Raw genomic sequence first — 19,738 nt, forward strand, 5'->3', positions numbered from 1 at the left:
CGTAGTTTTCTACAGGCTATGCGGCGACTATCTGCAATATACAAATATGGAAATTGATACCATGAAATTTGAAACACTATGGAAAAACTTTCCCCAAAAAGAAAACATTAAAGCGAGATGCACGAACAAGCAAAAAGATAGCAATGAGCCATTTTCTGACTATTGTGCGATCATGTTGAGCGAGTGTTTCATCCGCTCAGGCGTTGATCTGAGCCTTTTCAAAGCAAAGCGCTGTTGGCCACATGATGGAAAGAAACATATTTTGCTTGCAGAAGAATTCGCAGAAGCGATGAAAAATCATACTCCACCCGGGTTTTCGCTAATGAAGAAAATTCAACCCGGCTCATTTCAAAGGGACCTTAAAGGTAAAACTGGAGTGATATTTTTTAAGGATTATTGGCAGAGAGGCCAGGAAAGTTTTGACAGTAGGAGCGGTGATCATATAGATCTTTGGAACGAAGACGAAATCACGGGTAGTGGTATGTTTATGAGGTCAGTTTATGAGTTTTTTGGGGCAGTATCTGATCTTAATAACAGCAAAGAAGTATGGTTCTGGGAGGTAAAATGAAAAAGGTTTTGATAGGGATGCTATTGTTGATTTTGTCTGCTGCACTCAACTTCGGTGTATTTCTCTTGTCATATAAAAAGCTTGCTTTTCCGTATCTGCATGAAGCACAAAGAATGGATAATGCTCCTTTCATTTTTTCATACGTACTCGCGTCTTTCCTTTTTTGCTCGGCTATAAGCATTGTGCTTACGTATGTGTTGTCAAAAAAAATCGCATAATATGCGGACCTCCGCAGGCTATGTTTCAAGAGAGCCATGAAGAAACCACCTAACGAAATAGATGGGGCAAAAGTGCTTGAGTGGGCTTGGTCAGGAGACAAACCATTTGGCGCTCTTCGCTACGAATCTGGAGAAATAGCAGCAAAGATTTTCGGCTTGGCGATATGCAGTTATCCTGGCAGTAAAAAATTCTACCGCTTCAGCTGCGACTCTGAGTGGAAGACAGAGCAAGACTCTGATTACAATTCAATTAACGAAGCCAAAGAAAAACTACCATCGCAGTATCAGGGTGTAGAGGTTATTTGGCAGATATATGAGTTGTAGAAGTTCAGACGGACTGCTGAAACTATTCCGCCTAAATTTTGCAAGTTTATCAATCTATTGCTCAATAAATTCCATAAAGTAATTTACAAATAATTTATAACAATCAAAGGTTGCGGATTAGCAACTGCAACTTTAAGTGTCATACGTAGAAAGCATGGAAGCAAAATTTTACATTGAAGCTGGTCAGCCTAAAGTTCTTATAGATGGCGAGTGGAATGCGCTTTCTCTTTTTTTGGAGTCCGACTCATCTTTCGAAGAAGCAAGAAAGCATGTTGAATTGAAGAAATGTTGTCAATGGATGGGCAATACATCGGTTCTGAGCCTTGTTTCTGGCAATTTGTTCAGGGTGTCTACAAAGTTGGAGATCGAGTTGAATTCTGTTGAAATTTACCAGAAGCAATTACTTGCCTTGATAGAAGAGTGGGCAGAATTTGAACGAGAGAAAGCACCTCATGTCGTTAGCGTATAACAAGCCGCAACAATCGCTCCTGTGGTCGCTGTAACCGCCAAATCGCTACGCTTATTTGTCGACCCTGTGCGGGCGTTATACGAAGAGCAAATTAAATTCCTTGACAAACCTCAATATGTAAAACATTCTATAATTCGTTACTTGGCGAAATGTAGAATACATGATTGAGAGGTTTCATGCTCGAAAATCAACAACTAATTAGCTTTTTCAAGGCGTTAGCTAGTGAAAAACGTCAAGAGATATTGATCCAAATATTTCTTGATGGAGAATCGCACTCTGTTTCTGAAGTAGCAGAAAGAGCCAATATCGCACTGTCCACAGCATCAACTCATTTAACGATCTTGAAGCGAGAAAAAATTCTTGTTTCAGAAAAAAAAGGAAAAGATGTTTTGTATCAAGGGAACAGGAAGTATTTGGCAAATGTTTTTCAGGCGCTTTCGGAAAGATTTAGTTGTTGCTGACTGCGCATCAGATTTATGGCCTACACTTCGTTATTTCACTAAATGTAGGAGCAATATGATGATCGATACTAATAATGTCAGCATAGAAAGCCTTAGAAAGGCGTATGACTTTAGAAGTAGCGCGTATGATAAGACTGTAGCTATCAGCGAACTTGAGTACCATAAAAAAGCACTCGATAAAATTCAGTGGCATTCGCACCTGAAGATACTAGAAGTCGCGACAGGACCTGGTCGCGTATTGCTTGAAATAGCAAAAAGAACTGGAAACGCTGAACCTATCTACGGCATTGAACTGTCGAAAAGAATGTTGGAATTGGCAGAAAAAAGAATGGTGCAAAATGGATATGAGAACATTGTTCTCAAACAAGGAGATTGCAGACATCTGCCATGGACGGATAACAGCTTTGATATTTTGTACAACGGCTACATGATGGATTTAATTCCGGCTGATGATATGCAGGATATTTTGAAAGAGATGTATCGAGTGCTAAAGCCGGGAGGAAAGCTCATTATGGTAAACATGAGTAAAAATGAAGAAAGCAACAGCTCCTTTCTTGAACATCTATATCAATTTCTACCGAAACTGTTAGTTCTCTACATAATGGGAAATTGTCGCCCTGTTTTAATGAAGGAGCCAGTTTCGATAGCCGGTTTTGTAAATATAGCGAGGGAATATCACCACGGAAAACACCCTACTGAAATTATTATCGCGAATAAGGAATAAAGTTATGCTGCGTAACTATTTTGTTTTGGCTGTAGTTTTATTCCATGTGTTTTTAGTTTCAAGTCGCGCCTATGCACAGGACAATACAGAAAATGAAATCGCTGTCTTATTTGGATTCGAATATCTATCTCCGGTAGACCGCGATAGAAATATTGACACTTACATATTTGACGTATTTTATCCTGTAGCAGAGATTAGCCCCATAAACCTCAGAGTTACCGCTTTAGCTTCATTCGCTCACGCTACTGGTGATATCACTCAAATCGAAGGTGAATATTCTAAAGGCACTATGCGTGACGTAAATTATAAGAATTCTGCTTTTGCCTTAGGCCCAGGAGTGCAATTGGATTGGAGGGCTTTCGAACATGAGAAATTTTCTTTTCGCCTAGAGGGCATTGGTAATTTATTTATCTATAATGATAAATTTCCAGCAGGTGGCAAACATTACAACTTCATGTGGCGGATTGGCCCGTCTATTTATTATAGACTTGATAACTCAAGTACAGTGGGGGGCGGGTATCATTGGTCACATACTTCAAACGGAACGGGTGTTCGACCAGAAAACCCATCGTATGATGCTGAAGGAGCATTTATTCGTTACTCTCGTCATTTTTAATCAATCAACGCATAGATCATAATCTGATGAAACTAAATACTCGCATAACATCAAGTGGCTGCGCCCCTGTGCCAGGCGCTCTGCCTAATCAGAGATTGAAGCGGTGCCAGATAGAGAAAAATTGATAGAGTGTATCTCTTCCATGGCGGAAGCAATGAAGCTTGATCCGCTGCCGTATGACAAAGCCTTCCAATTGATCGAGCACGTATTATATAAAGGTGAATACTCTGATTTAAGCGGCAAGGAAGGTTGGCGCTGTTTCGAAGGCGGTTTAGTTACTGAGAGAGAAATGCGTAATCTTTTGATGGCCCACTCCGCAACAAAAATCGCTGAATTTAATGGCAAGGATGAGCCAAACTCTCTTGCTTACTCTAGCAAAGAACTCTGCCATTTATTTGAGATGACCCTCTTCGGCAAAATAGTGGGCCCAAGGAGTAGTGATGTAATTGATCCTTGGGAGGGCCAACGAGCAGAACAAGGCCAGGCTATAGACGGCCCTCCGGGCCACTCCAACTGACAGCGTTAGCTCTCTTATGAAAAACACTGAGTCATTTATCGAAAATAGAATAAGGTGGCGAGCCGATCAGCATGACATACCCAAACGGAATACCTATTTTTGGGAGGCTGATCGAGACAAGCCAAATATAGAGTTCTCTAAAGATATTGGTAGGCCTATATTGGTCTCAGAATCGGATGCGCCTGGCTGCATCGTTTTATGTACAAGAGGAGCAGTTGTCAGCTATAAAGGCTCTATAACTGCATTTAAATATAGTGAAATTGATGAGATTCACGATTCAACAGTAAAGCCAGACGAAAAGAAGGAAGACCTTTCTCGATTAATCGTTTCTCTTAAAGGGGGCGAAAAAGTAAGAGCTCCTGCAGAAACAGGTGGTCCAGCATTTTGTGTCTGGAATATACTGATCATGCTCATGAGAATGAACACTTCTTTTCAAGAGACTGTAGTTTAATTTGTGTATCGCCAATCATTCCACCCGCACAACAAGACACAAAATCACCTTTCCACCCAATCAGCAATAAACCACTACAGCGCTTTCAAAAGCCTACAGACATGTTTCCCAACCTCCTGACAGGGTTACAAAAAGCTAACACCAGCTTACGCAGAAACAACTGAATATCAGCCTCTGGGAGGCTAATATTTCAATCGTGGATTTGAGTAGTATCCCCCACTTAGAGCAGGGGAGTATGTAGTACCCCTGCTGCTTTTTGGGTCCTCGCTGAGGTTGGTAGTTTTCTTGTCCCACTTTTCTTGTTTTATCGAATTATTAGGGCGATCCATTTGGGTTGCCCTTTTTTTTGCCTCTATTTCAGAACAAGCCACACAAAAATAAAGCCCCGCATATTTCAACGAGGCTTTATTCGTTTTCACCAGGACCTGTCACACCATATCGCCAACAGGTCAGATCATCCCGTTAACCGCATTTCTGAAAACCTGAGCCAGCTCAGCAGCATTCACAGGCACAGGGTTTCCTCCAGCGGAAGGATCGCCAGCGGCAAGTTTACCCACCTCATCTGCGCGATCATCTGCAACATCAATTTCACGCAGAGTATGCGGTATTCCCAGTTGCTTGCGATATTCCAATACCCAGGACAACACCGCATCAAATGACGTTTCCTGCAACCCTACCGCCTGCGCCACAGGCGTCATTCTCTGCTCTATTGCGGCCTGATTATGTTTCATGACATAGGGCAACAGAATCGCATTGGTCAGCCCGTGATGAGTGTTGTACATAGCACCAACCGCATGCGCAATCGCATGCACACCACCCAAGCCTTTCTGGAATGAAATCGCCCCCATGCTCGCAGCCGCCAGCATGTGAGTCCTGGCTTCCAGATCCGCTCCGTTTTTATAGGCGACCGGAAGCGCTTTCGCAATCAACCTCATCCCCTGCAGCGCAATCCCCTCTGCAATCGGATGAAAACCCGGGGCGCAATAGGCTTCAAAACAATGGATAAAGGCATCAAGCCCCGTTGCCGCCGTAATATGCGGCGGCAACGCAACCGTCACTTCAGGGTCAAGAATCACCGCCACCGGCAGCATTCTGGGATGAAAGACGATGACTTTACGATGCTCTTCCTCATTGGAAATAACAGAAGCCCGCCCCACCTCTGACCCGGTACCGGCCGTCGTCGGAACAGCAATAACTGGCGCAATGCCATTGGCATCCGCCCGCTTCCAGTAATCCCCAATATCTTCGAAATCCCATATTGGCCGGGTCTGACCTGACATAAACGCAATGGCTTTTCCCACATCCAACGCACTGCCGCCACCAAAAGCAATCACACTATCATGCTGCCCTCCGCGATAAGCCTCCACGCCGGCGCTAACAGAACGCTCAACCGGATTACCTGCAACATCAGAAAACAAATCCACTCCCAGCCCGGCTTTTTTCAGCATCGCCAGTGTGTCGGTAATCATCGGCAAGTCTTTGAGACCTTTATCTGTCACCAATAACGGCGCCCTGTAACCCAATTCTTCACACAACGCAGGCAATTCCTGCAATCGGCCGGGTCCGACCAACATACGATTGGGAATTCCCCAGTTGGCAGTGATCGATGGTGTTGAGCTCATAATCAGACTCCTGAAGGTAAACGCAGATGAAAACTTTTGGACTGGGTCAACGCGTCGTAACCCAACTCAGACAGGGACGCTCCCCGTCCGGTATTTTTAACTCCGGTCCAAACCAAAGACGGATCCAGATAGTCACAACGATTCATAAAGAGTGTTCCAGTATTCACCTGCTCGCCCAACCGCTCGGCAGCTTCCAGGTCTCGAGTCCAGATAGATGCCGACAGGCCAAACTCACTATCATTCATCAACCGAACAGCCTCTTCATCAGAGCTGACAGGCATGACACCGACCACCGGCCCAAAACTTTCTTCCCTCATCACGCGCATATCATGACTCACGTTCACCAGGACTTGAGGAGCCATATAAGGAGTACCCACCTCATCAGCAGGAAAATCCGCTGGGTTAATCAACGCCTTGGCCCCTTCCTTCACCGCTTCCTCAATCTGCCCACGGACGAAGTCTGCCGCCTCAGTTTTTACCAGTGGCCCAAGAGACGTCGTTGGCTCCAAAGGATTACCCAGCATCAGCTTTTTCGCCTCGGCGACCAACGCATCAACAAACTTGTCATAGACACTCTCATGAACATAAATTCGCTCAATGGAGCAGCATGACTGCCCGGTATTGAAGAAGGCACCGTCAGCAAGATTCACGGCAGCATCCGCAATATCCGCATCAGCTCTGACATAGGCAGGATCTTTGCCGCCCAGCTCAAGACCCGTGCCGGCAAAATGACCACTGTCTGCTACAGCCTGTTGAATACTCTGCCCGCCCCGAACAGATCCTGTAAAATTCACAAAACGGATTTCAGGGCACTTCAACAGTTCGGAAGTCGTCTGATGACTCATATGCAACACCTGAAACACCCCATCAGGAAGCCCTGCTTTCTCGAGAATTTTTTGTAGCCTCTCACCACAAAGCAGCGTCTGCTGGGCGTGCTTCAGCACCACGGCATTTCCGGCAGCCAACGCGGGCCACACGGAGTTTACAGCCGTCATATAAGGAAAATTCCAAGGAGCAATCACCATCACCACCCCAACAGGATCCCGACGAATATAACGCTTAAAACCTTCTTTTTCCGGCATATCAATGGGAGCCAATACCCTTGGCGCAATTTCCAGCATATAGCGGGCACGCTCAGTAAAACCACGAACCTCCCCTGCGCCCTGGGACACAGGACGTCCCATCTGCCGCGCCAATTCAACCGCAAGATCCTGAGTATCTTCAGCCAGCATGGTCACTGCTGCATCCAGAATCTCGATGCGCTTTTCCAGCGGAGTTTGTTGCCAGGCTTTCTGTGCTTCAGATGCTTTCACGACACTCTGCTGAGCCTGCTCCAGGTCGACATATGACCGCTCTGCAAAAACGGCCCCATCCACAGGGCTGATAATTTGCGCCATTCCACTCATGGTTTGCTCCACGATAACAATTAAAAAATAGGTATATTTGCAACCACAGGGCTAACCGCCCTGTAAATTGGATACGTCGCAATCTGTCTGTGTATTACCACAACAGATCAAATAATTTCGAAGTAGCGCTGCATTTCCCAGTCGGTAATCGCCTTACGGAACTCCCGCTCTTCCCATTCCCGGGTGGCGGCATAATGCTCCACAAATTCATTGCCGAATAATGCATTTGCTGCTTCAGATTCACGCAGGCGACCTGCCGCTTCGATGAGAGTCCTCGGCAGATCCCTTTCTTTCGAGAAAGTTTTTTCATAGGCGTTGCCGCTGATCGGGGCATCGGGTTCGATCTTATTTTCAATCCCCCACAACCCGGAACCCAAGGCTGCTGCCAGCGCAATATAGGGATTGATATCTGCGGCGGAGATCCGATACTCCACCCGCTGAGACTTGGCGGAACCAGGAATTGCCCGCAACGCACAAGTTCTGTTTTCGACACCCCAGGATGCTGAAGTAGGCGCCCAGAATCCGGGAATCAGACGGGTATAGCTATTCACCGTACAGGCCACCATCGACAACAGCTCTGGCATCAGAGCCTGCTGTCCGCCAATAAAATGTCGCATGGTATCAGACATGTTATGGACATCTTTGCCTTCCGCATAAAATGCGGAAGTACCATCCTTGTTCTGCAGAGAAATATGCATATGGCCACTCTGACCCGGCCAGTCAGGAGACCATTTGGCCATAAAGGTGGCCATCCAACCCAGGCGCTGCGCATACACTTTTGTAAACGTCTTGAACAGCGCCGCTTTATCCGCTGCCGCCAGCGCCTGATCCACCGTCAGGGCAGCTTCCAGAACCCCCGGCCCGGTTTCAGTATGAAACCCTTCAAGCTCCATATCGAAATCTTTGCAGTAGTCCATGAAGTCTTTATAGAACTCCCCCAGCACAGAGCTGCGAAGGACCGAATAACCAAAGAAACCCGGTGTAATATTATTCAGGTTGGTGTAGTTCTTTTCTCTCACTGAATGCGGCGTTTCCTCAAACATGAAGAACTCAAATTCACAGGCCGCACTGGCGGAAAATCCCATGGCGTCTGCTTTCTCCAGCACTCGCTTCAGCACACCACGCGGACAGATTTTTTCCGCACGTTGCTCAAATTCACACAGGAAGAACAACATATTGTCTTCAGAGGGGATTTCCCGGCAGCTTTCCGGTATCACCCGAACCCAGGCATCTGGGTAGGCCGTGTGCCAACCGGTAAACTTAGTGTTGTCATATAGCTGATCATTGGAATCCCAGCCTAAAACCACATCGCAAAAACCAAAACCGGATTCCAGTGCGGAGAGAAATTTCTTCCTACTCATATACTTTCCGCGAAGGATACCGTCCACATCGAAAACCCCGACTTTAATCTGGTCGGCATCACGCTCCTCGATGATCTTTCTGGCATCAGCGATGGTTTTGACATCTCTGGGCTGCATATTATTGTCTCCTGTGGTTGCAATGGTCGCTTCACAATTACCGCCAACCGCCAATCCGGCTGCCAATGGCTTTGCTTAAGTTACCGATTCAGTCCGTCCCCCATACACCAGTCGCCAAAGCGCTTGCTTCGAGCAGATCCGGCAAATATGGAGGGTCAGGTATTTGTTCTCTACTGCCCGGGGCTTGCTGATAATTCAACTCCCCCTAAAATAGGTTTTATTTTTTTGTCGAATATTTTGTACAATATTGTACATGCATGATATACAATATCTCTCAAATGTACATATTTGTACATACCCAAATACATAAAACTTCGGTACGCAATGCAGCATGACAGATCACCCAGCGACACCACCCCCCTCAAACACTGACAATCCGCCCAAGGAAGACGGGCTGTCGATCGCTGAGCTGATCCACCGCAAGCTTGACACACTGACCCCGTCAGAAAAAAAAGCTGCCCGCCTATTACTGACAAACTACCCCGTCGTCGGACTCGATTCCCTGGCCCGTTTCGCGGAACGCGCAGAGGTCAGCCACCCGACCATTCTGCGATTTATTTCAAAGCTAGGTTTCACCGGCTATCCACAATTCCAGGATGAGTTACGCAATGAACTGGATGCCCGATTGAAATCACCATTGGCCAAACGCCATCCGGACATACAGAAAGTACAGGATAAAACCGACTTCCAGAATATCTATATTGACGCCATCTGCAATAACATCCGGCAATCCATGGCATCCATCTCCCAGAATGAATTCGAGGGCGTCCTGGCCCTACTGGAAGATGTTAACCAGCAGGTTTTTCTACTTGGCGGCCGCTTCACTGACTCGATCGCCACCCAGACCTATATGCACCTGCGAGCCTTGCGACCAAGAGTACGCCATATTACCGGCCTCCCGGTTTCCTGGTCTGAATACTTGCTGGACATGGATAAGCATTGCGTTGTGGTAGTATTCGACATCCGCCGCTACCAGGAAGAAGTCATCGTATTTGCCGAGGAAGCCGCCCAAAGAGGCGCCAGTGTCATACTGGTGACTGACCAGTGGCTTTCCCCCTTGGCCAGAGTTGCCCAGCATGTTCTCGTAGCTCATGTAGAGGCGCCTTCCAACTGGGACTCCCTAACCTCCATCAGCGCCATGATGGAGACATTTGTCGCAGCGCTGAGCAACCGCAAGTGGGACCAGCTAACGGACCGCATCGGGGATCTGGAAAATATACGAACCCGGTTTCAGAAACAGGTTTAACAGCCAGTCAATACGAGGGTGATCATGAAGACACAACCCCCCTTTACATTCAGGCTAGGGATACTTCAGTGTGACCATGTCATGCCTGACCTCAGGACACATTTCGGCGATTACCCCGAGATGTTCCGCAACCTGTTCAGAGAAGTCGCTCCCGAATTGCAGTATCGGGACTACGATCTGACAGAAATGGAATTCCCGGAGTCACCGGATGAGTGCGATGCCTGGCTGTTTACCGGCAGCAAATGGAGCGTCTATGACGACGAAGCCTGGATCCACAGAGCACTGGACCTGGCACGCACCCTACACGAATCAGGCCAGCCTGTCGTGGGAATCTGCTTTGGCCACCAGTTGCTGACCAAAGCCCTCGGAGGCGAAGTCGTGAAGTCGAAAAACGGCTGGGGAGTTGGACTTCACCGCGCCGATATGGAAAGCAGCGAGCCCTGGATGCAACCAGCACTACCCAGCCTGAATCTGCTGGTCAGCCACCAGGATCAGGTTACCCGGCTACCACAGGAAGCCAGGCGATTGGCCAGCCATGATTTCTGCCCCAACGACATCATGCAGATAGGCAACAATACTCTGACCTTCCAGGGACATCCGGAGTTTACCGCTGGCTACTCAAAAGGCCTGATGGAAAAACGAGAGGACATTCTGGGAGCAAAAACATTCAAAGAAGGCATTGCCTCTCTGGCCCGACAACCGGACAAACAGGAAGCTGCCCAGTGGATCGTCAACTTCATTGCCGAAGTATTGGCCAAATCCAATCAGGGCTGACTCACCCATATCACCGGGCCAGACATCGATTCAGAATATGGAGCTGCCGGTATAGGTTGTCAGCAGCTCCAGCGCCCGCTGCCCCAACACAGAGTTACCATATTCATCCAACTCCGGTGACCAAACCGCCACTGAGCAGTGTCCCGGAACAATGGCCACAATCCCTCCCCCGACACCACTCTTGGCGGGAAGTCCGACCCGGTAAGCAAAATTGCCGGCAGCATCATACAGACCACAGGTCAACATCAGGGCATTGATACGCTTATCCATCACCTCACCATGAAAGTGCGACCGAAATGTGGACCTCCCTTTATTCGCCAGACACTCCGTGGCCCTTGCCAAATCCAGACAGGACATTGTCATGGAGCACTGTTTGAAATAGGCATCCAGAACATCATTAACCTGCCCTTCCAGGTTCCCCATGGCTTTCAGCAGATTCGCAATAGCCGCATTACGAAACCCTGTTGCTGCCTCCGCATTGTAGACCTCAGAATCAAAGCGATTACCAGGATTACCCGATAATGAGGCCATAAACTGCTCAAGCCGCTTCACCGGAGAGGCACTGTGACTGACAATGGTATCTGTAACGACAATCGCACCAGCATTAATAAAAGGATTACGCGGAATCCCCGCTTCATTCTCCAACTGCAACAACGAATTGAAACGCATGCCGGAGGGCTCCCGCCCAACCCGGTTCCACAGCTCATCTCCGACAATATCCAGCGCCAACATCAATGCAAACAGCTTGGAAATACTTTGGATAGAAAATAGCGTCTCCGCCTGCCCAATAAAATGCTCTTCACCATCCACCCAGCGAATAGCCATACCAAACTGGCGAGGATTCACTCTGGAGAGAGGCGGAATATAGTTCGCCACCTTGCCTTCACCATAATGGAGAATAACTTCTTCATAGATTTGCTGGAGAATGGCAGGCATGTCGACTTTGGACAGATTCATGATGCCTCTTTTGGTTGTTTTATTACTGCTACAACATTTCCGGAGCATCACACTTTCCCAACAGCGTGAATTCCGAATTACCCGGATCAAGCCCTCCTCAACCACTTTTGATGCATGAGAGAGCCCCGGCCGAATATATAGTAGTGAGTCTAAGCAACAATGGTGGAAAAAGCCTATATCCTGTCGCTTTGATTTATGTTGAGGCCATCACGCGCACATAATCAAGAAACCGTCATACACGATACCGCAGCGGCACTTTCGCACTTGTGCAGAAACAGGATTATTCGTAAACAGAATTAATGTGGTACAACTTTTTAAAATCACCGTTATATGAACTAATCTTTAATAGATAGCCCGACAATTATTGACAACAGGTGACCCCCCTTTTTCATGGACAGGCTTTTGTTACTGTTCCAGATCCCCGGCAACAGCGATCAGTTGATGCATGGGAGCTATGACCCATGGCTTGTAATTCTTTCCATTATTATGGCAGCAGGCGCGTCCTTTACTGCCTATCAGATTGCTTCCCAGTCCTGGGGGCTCCTTTCCAGACATCGTAGACAGATCACAATCCTGGCCGCCAGCCTGGTAATGGGAGGCGGCGTATGGTCCATGCACTTCATCGGAATGCTGGCGTTCAAGATGAACCTGCCGGTCCGCTACGAACTCCTCCTGACACTTACCTCCATTCTACCCAGCGTTGTCGCTTCATGGATCGCTCTGAACCTGACTATCAGAAGAGACCTCAGACCACACCAACTTGTCATCGGAGGGCTCAGCATCGGCCTGGGAATCGGCATCATGCACTTTACAGGAATGGCGGCCATGCAGATGCCCGCCCAGCTGAGATACGACCCGACCACTTTCACCCTCTCAATTATCGTGGCAGTCAGTCTGGCAGTGTTTTCTATCAAGCTGCGCTTCGGCCTCAAACATGCCTGGGGGGACAATCTCAGCACAATACGCCTTAATCTGATCAGCGGCATCATTATGGGTGTGGCGATTTCCGGCATGCATTACACCGGCATGGCGGCAACGCGGTTTATCAAACCCGAAAACCTGAGCGACCATCTCATCGTCACAAACTCCAACTGGCTACTGGCAATCAGCGTCACCGCCGTGGCCATCTTCATCGCTATTTTGACCCTGACGATCAGCCTCACGCTGAAATACAAAGACACTTCAGTGATCGCGCAATCCAATGAGAGTCGCCTCAGAGCCATCATGGAAACCGCGATTGATGGAATTGTCACGATTAACAGCACAGGGCAAGTAATGGGTTCCAATGCTGCCATCGAGAACATCCTTGACTGGAAACACGAAGACCTTCTGGGCAAAAACGTCAACTGCCTGATGCCCGAACCCCACCGTAGTCGGCATGACACCTATATCGAACGATATCTTAGAACCGGAGAAGCCCACATTATTGGCATCGGCCGGGAAGTCGACGCCCTTCACAAAGATGGCCGAAAAGTCCCCGTGCGCCTTGCTATCGGCCATGTCAGACTCCCCCAGGAAGACCTTTTTGTTGCCTTCATTTCCGACATCTCAGAGCGACTTGCCATGGAGCATGACCTTATCCAGGCGAAAAACCGGGCCGAACAGGCCGCTATCGCCAGGTCTACCTTTCTGGCCAACATGAGCCATGAAATCCGCACCCCCATGAACGCGATCATTGGCTTCAGTGACATCCTCATGGAATCCGGCCTTAGCGACGAACAGCACCGGCAGATTGCCACCATCAGCAGCTCGGCCCGCTCCCTATTACACATATTGAACGATGTACTGGACAGTGCAAAACTGGAGAAAGGCAAACTGGAACTGCACAATACAGACTTTTCCCTGACGCACGAAGTCGATCAGGTGATTTCAACCCTGGCTCTTCAGGCCAGCCACAAGGGTCTCGACTTGTGCATATCCCTATCCTCAGAGCTGCGTGACCACTATACGGGGGCACCCGACAGAATCCGACAGGTACTGACCAACATCGTCGGCAATGCTATCAAGTTTACCGATCATGGCCGGGTCGACATCTCAATCACCCCTGACAAGAGTGGCATGGTGGTATTTCAGGTGCAGGATACTGGTATCGGCATGACCCCGGAACAACTATCTAACATTTTTGAACCCTTTACCCAGGCAGACCCATCAACCAGTCGCCGATTCGGAGGAACAGGCCTTGGCACAACAATCAGCAAACAATTGGTGGAGCTAATGGGAGGCAGTGTAAATGTATCCAGCGAACTGAACGTTGGCACTTCCTTCGAATTCACACTTCCACTCAGACCGGCCGAAATCAGTGAAACACAACAAAGCGAGAGCCTTATCCAACTACCTCCCCTTAAGATTCTGGTCGCTGACGATATCCGCCAGAATGTCGACCTCTTGACGCTGCTACTGACGAAAAGTGGCCATCAGGTCATTCCAGCCACCAATGGCCAGGAAGCATTTCAGCAATGGGAAGAACACCGTCCGGATGTTGCCCTCATGGATATTCAGATGCCCGTAATGGATGGACTTTCCGCCTGCCGCGCCATTCGGCAGGCGGAAAAAATCAAGCAATTGAAAGAAACCCCGATCATTGCCATGACTGCAAGCGTTCTCGTCGAAGATCAGTTGCTGGCCAAAGAGGCCGGAATGAATGGCTTCGCCAGCAAGCCTATCGAACTGGAAGATGTCACGCTGGAAATATCCCGGGTTCTGGGAATAAAAACCACCAGAATTCCGGCCAATGTAAAATCCAGAACCACTCGACCATTACACCCGCTTGATCTGGACCAGGGCCTGGAGCTATGGGGCGATCAAAAAGTTCTGGCCGAAGAGATCCGGGACTACCTGGAGCAATGGACCACGAAGAAAATTCGCCTGATGAATGCTCTCAAAGACCATCAGTTTGAACTCCTGAGACAGGAATCCCACACACTCAAAGGCTTGACCGGCAATCTGGCCATGACAGAGCTCAGCGACCTGTTTGATCAACTGGAACAAAGTGCCAAATCCGGAAAACTTAATCGAGCAGAATCCCTCCTTGCAGAGATACAAGCCGCGACAGAGCACGTTATCACCGAACTCAGCTTCCTGAAGGATGACTCCAGAAGAGCTGCACAACAGGATCATAGACCACATCTGATCCCCCTTGTCACGACGGTGTCATCCGACCTTCTGCAGATCATCGAGCACCTCATGGATATCTGCATGCGCAGAGAACATGATGAATACGCCCTCGAGCAATTGCTGCTCTGGTCAGGCCCCAGTTACCAAGTTCAGGCAAAGAAGGTTGCCGCTGCCTTCAACAATCACGAATTCGAAACTGCCAGCGAATTGCTAACCACAATAAAAAGCGAGCTAACGACCAAAATGAGCACTGGGTAACAAAGCTGAAATAACAACTCCTTCAACCTTTTGTCTTCCGATTATTATCCGCTATGCTGAAAAGCAGCCGGATAATCCCCTTCCCTTTTTAAGGAAAACCGATCATCCGCCGACAAGGAGTGAGTCACGCCAAGTCCAGGCTCTTTTTATCGTCCTGATGGTTTGGCCTGTTCAGATGGATCTATCGCCGTCCTGATCCATTATGCTCCTGATAAGAATCACGTTGTAGCAGAGCCTTCACCCGCCCGGTGTGTCGTCGGCTCTTCCTGGTTGTATGATCTCGAAATCAGAAACCCAATCGATGCAAGTGTTGCGGAGCGCCCCCTCACTACCGTCGATAGCTTGAGCAACTGACCAGCATCCAATGATCGTCCATTCGATATCAGTCTGAGATATCACTCCCTTAGTTTTAGCGATACCTGTACAAGCTTCACCGATGCCTTTTTGAGGTCGCGAAACCACTGCTGTATCGATATCACTATCGTAAGAAAAGCGTAGGGTCTGTTGACGCTTCATATGGTGCTCATGGAAAACCTGAAAACAGGTCAGTCAAGGCGCGAGAAGAGAGATTTAGTCATTCTGAATGAACGCCGAACAACAAAGAGGGGCCTGCTTTCAGGCTCTCTACCCACTGAAGGGGCACTAGCCCGCAGGGCTGGTCCATATTTTGCCTTCTGCGGCATTGTCGATCGCTTATGTAGAATGACTACACTGCACTCTCTCCGCTTTGCAGAGAACAAAATGTGACTCCAGCATGTGCATCATATGAAGCGTCAACAGACACTAAAAAAAATAAAACTCATGGAATACCTGGAGAGATGACATGGACAGACGTCATTTTGTCAAATCGTTTTGCGCACTGACCGCACTACCCAACATTAGCTTTGCAGGAGCCCCTTTACTGAGCGGGCAACTGCTATATCAACCCACCTTCCCCGACTCCATCATGAATGCCGATCTGACACCTTCCTCCGGCACCATGGATGTGATCAGCGGAACCCTACCGCAAGACATCAGCGGCCATGTATTTATGGCTGAAGGAATCCCCCTGGAGAAAAACCACTTCACCCCAAACGGCAGAGGGGCACTGACCCGGTTCGATTTCAATCCCGATGGTGTTGGCTATCTGCGAAAAATGATCAATACGCCTTCCGCCATTATGCAGGAACAAGTGAGCGGACTGCTTGATCGCTTTTCGCTGCTGGGAGGTACGATTTACTTCAGCACCACCATGGGGTTTATGAACTACTGCAATACCGCCCCCAACTACATGGGCAACAATCGGTTTGCATTAAGCTATGAAGGGGGGCCTCCCTTTGAGTTTGACGGAGAAACACTGGAGCTGGTCACACAGGTCGGCAATATGGACGAATGGCAATCCAGCCTGCCACCAGCGCTAGACTGGCTAACCTCCGGCAAGTGGTTATTCCCTCAGATCAGAACAACCGGCCACCCCCATTTTGATCTTGAGACCGGAGAATGCTTTACCATTAACTATGGTGGCAACATGGGGGAATCCGGCACCCGAAACGGCTTTATCAGAATCATTCGCTGGGATCAGCACGGCCCCTTCGAGTCCTGGCAGGTTTTTAATCGTCAGGGAGAGAACGCCTACATTTCCGCCACCAGTCATTCACTTGGTGTGACGCGCGATCACATTCTGATCTTCCAGACCGCCGCCTTTGTTGAAAATGGCCGCATCCTGGGAATTCGATCTGTGGAACCCCAACGTCACCGCACCCCGGTCTGGATTATTCGCAAAGCGGACCTGATGCCGGGCGCTGACAATGTTCTGGCAGACTATATTGAGCTGGATTTTGATACTTCCGATATCGTTTGCAACTATGATGACAGCAACGGTGAAATTACCCTCTATGGCCAATATATGGGTGCCATGGACAAATCGGAACCCCAGATGCATCTGGACCGGCTGCATTTCGGTGGCTGGGTGGATAAACCCATTTCCGGATACCCTACCGCGCCAGTGGATATCGGAGGACTGGTCAGAGCTCGTATCCGGGTACACCGCTTCTCTGCCGAGGAGATTAAAGAAGATTTCTCCGTGGTCAGAGACCTCCGTTGCTGGGACATGAATGACCCGGCATATCGCGGCCATTTTCAGTTTCCGGACACCTTCGAGCATATCTACTGGGCAGCCATCGGCTACCGGCCGGAGCATCTCCCCAGTCGGGTCGCCAACGCTTACAAAGACTACCCCCACCGGGTGTTCAGCAATGGCTCGTTACCGGAAATGTCACAACCTTCCGCCCTGCTCCACTTTGACTGCAACGCCATGGCCATCACTGACGCCTACGAGTTCCCCAGCGACTGCGTCATGCGAACCCCACAATTTATGAACAGACCCGGCAGCACCGCACAGGATGACGGCTATTTGTTTACCGCCGTGGTCAGGAAAGACCCAACTAATGGCCGCGGGAACGGTAAGGAAATCTGGATATTTGACGCCGGCAACCTGAGCCAGGGACCAGTCTGCATATTGTCTAATCCAAACCTTAACTTTGCCACCACCAATCACGCCCTATGGGTGGAGTCTATCGGCCCCCGTCCTGTCGGAGTGTACCGGTCTGACCTGGCAGAGTTCTTAACCGGAAAAATGTCCAAACACTCCAGGGAGGTACAACAGATCCTCGAAGAATATATTTTACCTAAGTTCAGCTAGTGTGCTCCCGATAGTGAACAGAGCGCTGCAATACATCCGGCGCTCTGTTTTCGCTATTTCACACGACACACCAGCGCAGGCAAGTCAGGGAAGTCAGGGAAGTCAGGGAAGTCAGGGAAGTCAGGGAAGTAAAGACATTTAATCAGGAGAGTCATCAATGAAACCCAAAAGAATGGCAATAGGATTATTAGCGGCGGGTGCCGTACTCGGCATATCCATCGGCATCAGCGCCAATCAGGAACCTGCTGGGACTATCACCAACTACCAGGATACTTACGAGTGTCATCCCGGCGCTGTTTACGACCCCACATCAGTGGAAGAAATTCAGGACATCGTGCGGGCTGCTCTAGCCGAAGGCCGGACGGTAATGACGGGGAATCGCAAATTCGCCAGCCAGATCGATGCCGCTTGCACAGGAGACGGTCAGGATCAGATTACCCTCAAGAACATGGATAAAATCGTCAGTTTTGACGCAGATGCCATGACAGTGACAGTCCAGGCAGGCATGCGCTTCAACAAGCTGAATGAATTTCTCAGGGAACAGGATCTGTCAGTCAACATGGTAACGGAACTTGGCACCTTTACCGTTGGCGGTATGCTCGGTAGTGGCACTCACGGCTCAACACTCGCCAAACCTTCCAATATGATTGCTGACTACGTCACCGAACTCAAAATTGTGGACGGACTGGGAGATGTCAGAGTACTGACCGGTGAAGAACTGAACGCTGCCAGAGTTAATCTGGGAGTTCTCGGCGTGGTGACTGAAGTGACCATCCAGCTGGAACCTGCATTTAAAGTCCGGGCCGACGTCAAAGGATACAGGGATGACAAGGGGCTGGAGGATATCATCATTGATATCGCCAAGCAGAATTACTCCGCCAATATTGCCTGGTTCCCGGGACTGGGGCGCTACACCACAACGCTCTATAATCCTGTACCGCTATCGACAGAGGGCAATGCCTATAACGCCCAGGCGGATGTTTCTGATATACAGGAGTTTTTCTTCAAGCTGTTGTTTGATGCCCTACATGAGTTCCCGGGCTCCGGACTTCAATGCCTGGCCGCAAGCGTCCGTTATGATGCCCGTGCTAAATCCTACTATCGAGATTTTGACACCAAAAAAGTTTTGAAACATCCCATCGGACCTTCCGATCGAATGCAGTATTTCACCTGTAAGGAACCCGGCAAGTGCATCTGGGACAAACTTCCTATTGCCCTTCAGGAAGTTGCCATTCCATTGGAACAGTTACCCAACTGGATTGCCGACGTGAGACGAATTCTCGACGCCCACCCAAGGACCTGCTTTCCACTAAACGGCATATACTTTCGCTTTGGCAAAGCCTCTCCCAGCTACCTCGGAATGAGTGCCGGACGGGATACGGCCTACCTGGGCATCGAGTACACCCTGCGTAAAGCCGGCGAAGCCGTACCCAAAAATTATTTCGTCAATCTGGAGATTGAACAGATGTCGATTCGCAAATACGGTGCACGACCTCATTGGGGCAAAAACTCCGTCGCCATATTTGAGGATATGCCTGCCCGCTTTCCCAAATGGAATGACTTCCTGGCATTCAAACAGGAAATGGATCCCTATAACGTATTCACCAACCCCTTCTGGGAAAGAGTCAGCGGACAGGATCCTCTGGAAAACTACCTGACTCCCGAATGTAACGCCCGAGGTGAGTGCTATTGCCAGACGGATGAACATTGTGCCGCAGGAACAAGCTGCCAGGTTGGGGCCTACTATTCAGAATCAAAAATCTGCAAGTAGATCTGAATCCCCCCCCCTGTGCACAGGCCTGACGCCAGAGCCTGAAAATTCGACGCCTGGCTGGGCGCCACTTCTGTTGACCAA

The 19,738-nt window shown here is 49.0% G+C and carries 18 protein-coding genes; 13 read left to right on the top strand and 5 right to left on the bottom strand.

Annotated features, from left to right (window positions below):
* The first annotated feature begins 61 nt into the window (after nt 1-61).
* From F566_RS0123985 to F566_RS0124025, 8 genes are all read left to right on the top strand, one after another.
* The gene (locus F566_RS0123985) at nt 62-568 is read left to right on the top strand and encodes a type VI secretion system amidase effector protein Tae4 (protein WP_020409578.1); all 507 of its coding nucleotides are present in this window, start codon (nt 62-64) and stop codon (nt 566-568) included.
* 254 nt (nt 569-822) lie between these two features.
* Nucleotides 823-1,110 carry a hypothetical protein gene (locus F566_RS0123995; RefSeq protein ID WP_020409580.1) on the top strand — a complete coding sequence of 96 codons (288 nt, stop codon included), beginning with the start codon at nt 823-825 and terminating at the stop codon, nt 1,108-1,110.
* A gap of 154 nt (nt 1,111-1,264) precedes the next feature.
* On the top strand, nt 1,265-1,579 hold the full coding sequence (locus tag F566_RS0124000) for a hypothetical protein (protein WP_020409581.1): 315 nt from the start codon (nt 1,265-1,267) through the stop codon (nt 1,577-1,579).
* Between the two features lie 176 nt (nt 1,580-1,755).
* Entirely contained in the window at nt 1,756-2,040 is a 285-nt protein-coding gene (locus F566_RS0124005; RefSeq protein ID WP_020409582.1) for an ArsR/SmtB family transcription factor, read from the top strand.
* Nucleotides 2,041-2,095: 55 nt separating this feature from the next.
* On the top strand, nt 2,096-2,764 hold the full coding sequence (locus tag F566_RS33855; RefSeq protein WP_157497047.1) for a class I SAM-dependent methyltransferase: 669 nt from the start codon (nt 2,096-2,098) through the stop codon (nt 2,762-2,764).
* A 4-nt stretch (nt 2,765-2,768) separates the two neighbouring features.
* Nucleotides 2,769-3,380 (top strand): hypothetical protein, encoded by a 612-nt coding sequence (locus tag F566_RS35755; protein WP_020409584.1) that lies wholly within the window; start codon nt 2,769-2,771, stop codon nt 3,378-3,380.
* Nucleotides 3,381-3,522: 142 nt separating this feature from the next.
* Nucleotides 3,523-3,897, top strand: coding sequence for a hypothetical protein (locus tag F566_RS0124020; protein WP_020409585.1), 375 nt, complete (start codon nt 3,523-3,525; stop codon nt 3,895-3,897).
* Nucleotides 3,898-3,913: 16 nt separating this feature from the next.
* On the top strand, nt 3,914-4,348 hold the full coding sequence (locus F566_RS0124025) for a hypothetical protein (protein ID WP_020409586.1): 435 nt from the start codon (nt 3,914-3,916) through the stop codon (nt 4,346-4,348).
* Nucleotides 4,349-4,797: 449 nt separating this feature from the next.
* Here the strand turns inward: F566_RS0124025 and F566_RS0124030 are convergent, their stop codons facing one another.
* The 3 genes from F566_RS0124030 to F566_RS0124040 all read right to left on the bottom strand — a co-directional run bounded on the left by F566_RS0124030 (nt 4,798) and on the right by F566_RS0124040 (nt 8,854).
* Complete coding sequence (locus F566_RS0124030; RefSeq protein ID WP_020409587.1) at nt 4,798-5,970, bottom strand: iron-containing alcohol dehydrogenase; 1,173 nt, start codon at nt 5,968-5,970, stop codon at nt 4,798-4,800.
* Between the two features lie 2 nt (nt 5,971-5,972).
* The gene (locus F566_RS0124035; RefSeq protein ID WP_020409588.1) at nt 5,973-7,376 is read right to left on the bottom strand and encodes an aldehyde dehydrogenase family protein; all 1,404 of its coding nucleotides are present in this window, start codon (nt 7,374-7,376) and stop codon (nt 5,973-5,975) included.
* A gap of 107 nt (nt 7,377-7,483) precedes the next feature.
* Nucleotides 7,484-8,854 (bottom strand): glutamine synthetase family protein, encoded by a 1,371-nt coding sequence (locus tag F566_RS0124040; protein WP_020409589.1) that lies wholly within the window; start codon nt 8,852-8,854, stop codon nt 7,484-7,486.
* A 331-nt stretch (nt 8,855-9,185) separates the two neighbouring features.
* On the opposite strand from F566_RS0124040, the gene F566_RS0124045 reads away from it, so the two are divergent.
* Both F566_RS0124045 and F566_RS0124050 read left to right on the top strand, forming a co-directional pair.
* On the top strand, nt 9,186-10,100 hold the full coding sequence (locus F566_RS0124045; protein ID WP_020409590.1) for a MurR/RpiR family transcriptional regulator: 915 nt from the start codon (nt 9,186-9,188) through the stop codon (nt 10,098-10,100).
* A 24-nt stretch (nt 10,101-10,124) separates the two neighbouring features.
* A complete protein-coding gene (locus tag F566_RS0124050; protein ID WP_033416803.1) occupies nt 10,125-10,874 on the top strand; it encodes a glutamine amidotransferase-related protein in 750 nt (249 codons plus the stop codon).
* Between the two features lie 30 nt (nt 10,875-10,904).
* Here the strand turns inward: F566_RS0124050 and F566_RS0124055 are convergent, their stop codons facing one another.
* On the bottom strand, nt 10,905-11,831 hold the full coding sequence (locus F566_RS0124055; protein WP_020409592.1) for a glutaminase: 927 nt from the start codon (nt 11,829-11,831) through the stop codon (nt 10,905-10,907).
* A 390-nt stretch (nt 11,832-12,221) separates the two neighbouring features.
* On the opposite strand from F566_RS0124055, the gene F566_RS0124060 reads away from it, so the two are divergent.
* Nucleotides 12,222-15,203 (top strand): MHYT domain-containing protein, encoded by a 2,982-nt coding sequence (locus F566_RS0124060; protein WP_020409593.1) that lies wholly within the window; start codon nt 12,222-12,224, stop codon nt 15,201-15,203.
* 237 nt (nt 15,204-15,440) lie between these two features.
* Here the strand turns inward: F566_RS0124060 and F566_RS0124065 are convergent, their stop codons facing one another.
* Nucleotides 15,441-15,719 carry a hypothetical protein gene (locus F566_RS0124065; protein ID WP_020409594.1) on the bottom strand — a complete coding sequence of 93 codons (279 nt, stop codon included), beginning with the start codon at nt 15,717-15,719 and terminating at the stop codon, nt 15,441-15,443.
* 307 nt (nt 15,720-16,026) lie between these two features.
* On the opposite strand from F566_RS0124065, the gene F566_RS0124075 reads away from it, so the two are divergent.
* Both F566_RS0124075 and F566_RS0124080 read left to right on the top strand, forming a co-directional pair.
* Entirely contained in the window at nt 16,027-17,883 is a 1,857-nt protein-coding gene (locus F566_RS0124075) for a carotenoid oxygenase family protein (RefSeq protein WP_020409596.1), read from the top strand.
* A gap of 157 nt (nt 17,884-18,040) precedes the next feature.
* Nucleotides 18,041-19,654, top strand: coding sequence for a D-arabinono-1,4-lactone oxidase (locus F566_RS0124080; protein WP_020409597.1), 1,614 nt, complete (start codon nt 18,041-18,043; stop codon nt 19,652-19,654).
* The last annotated feature ends 84 nt before the right edge of the window (nt 19,655-19,738 follow it).

Source organism: Hahella ganghwensis DSM 17046, from assembly GCF_000376785.1.
In the GTDB taxonomy this organism is placed as follows: Bacteria; Pseudomonadota; Gammaproteobacteria; order Pseudomonadales; family Oleiphilaceae; genus Hahella; species Hahella ganghwensis.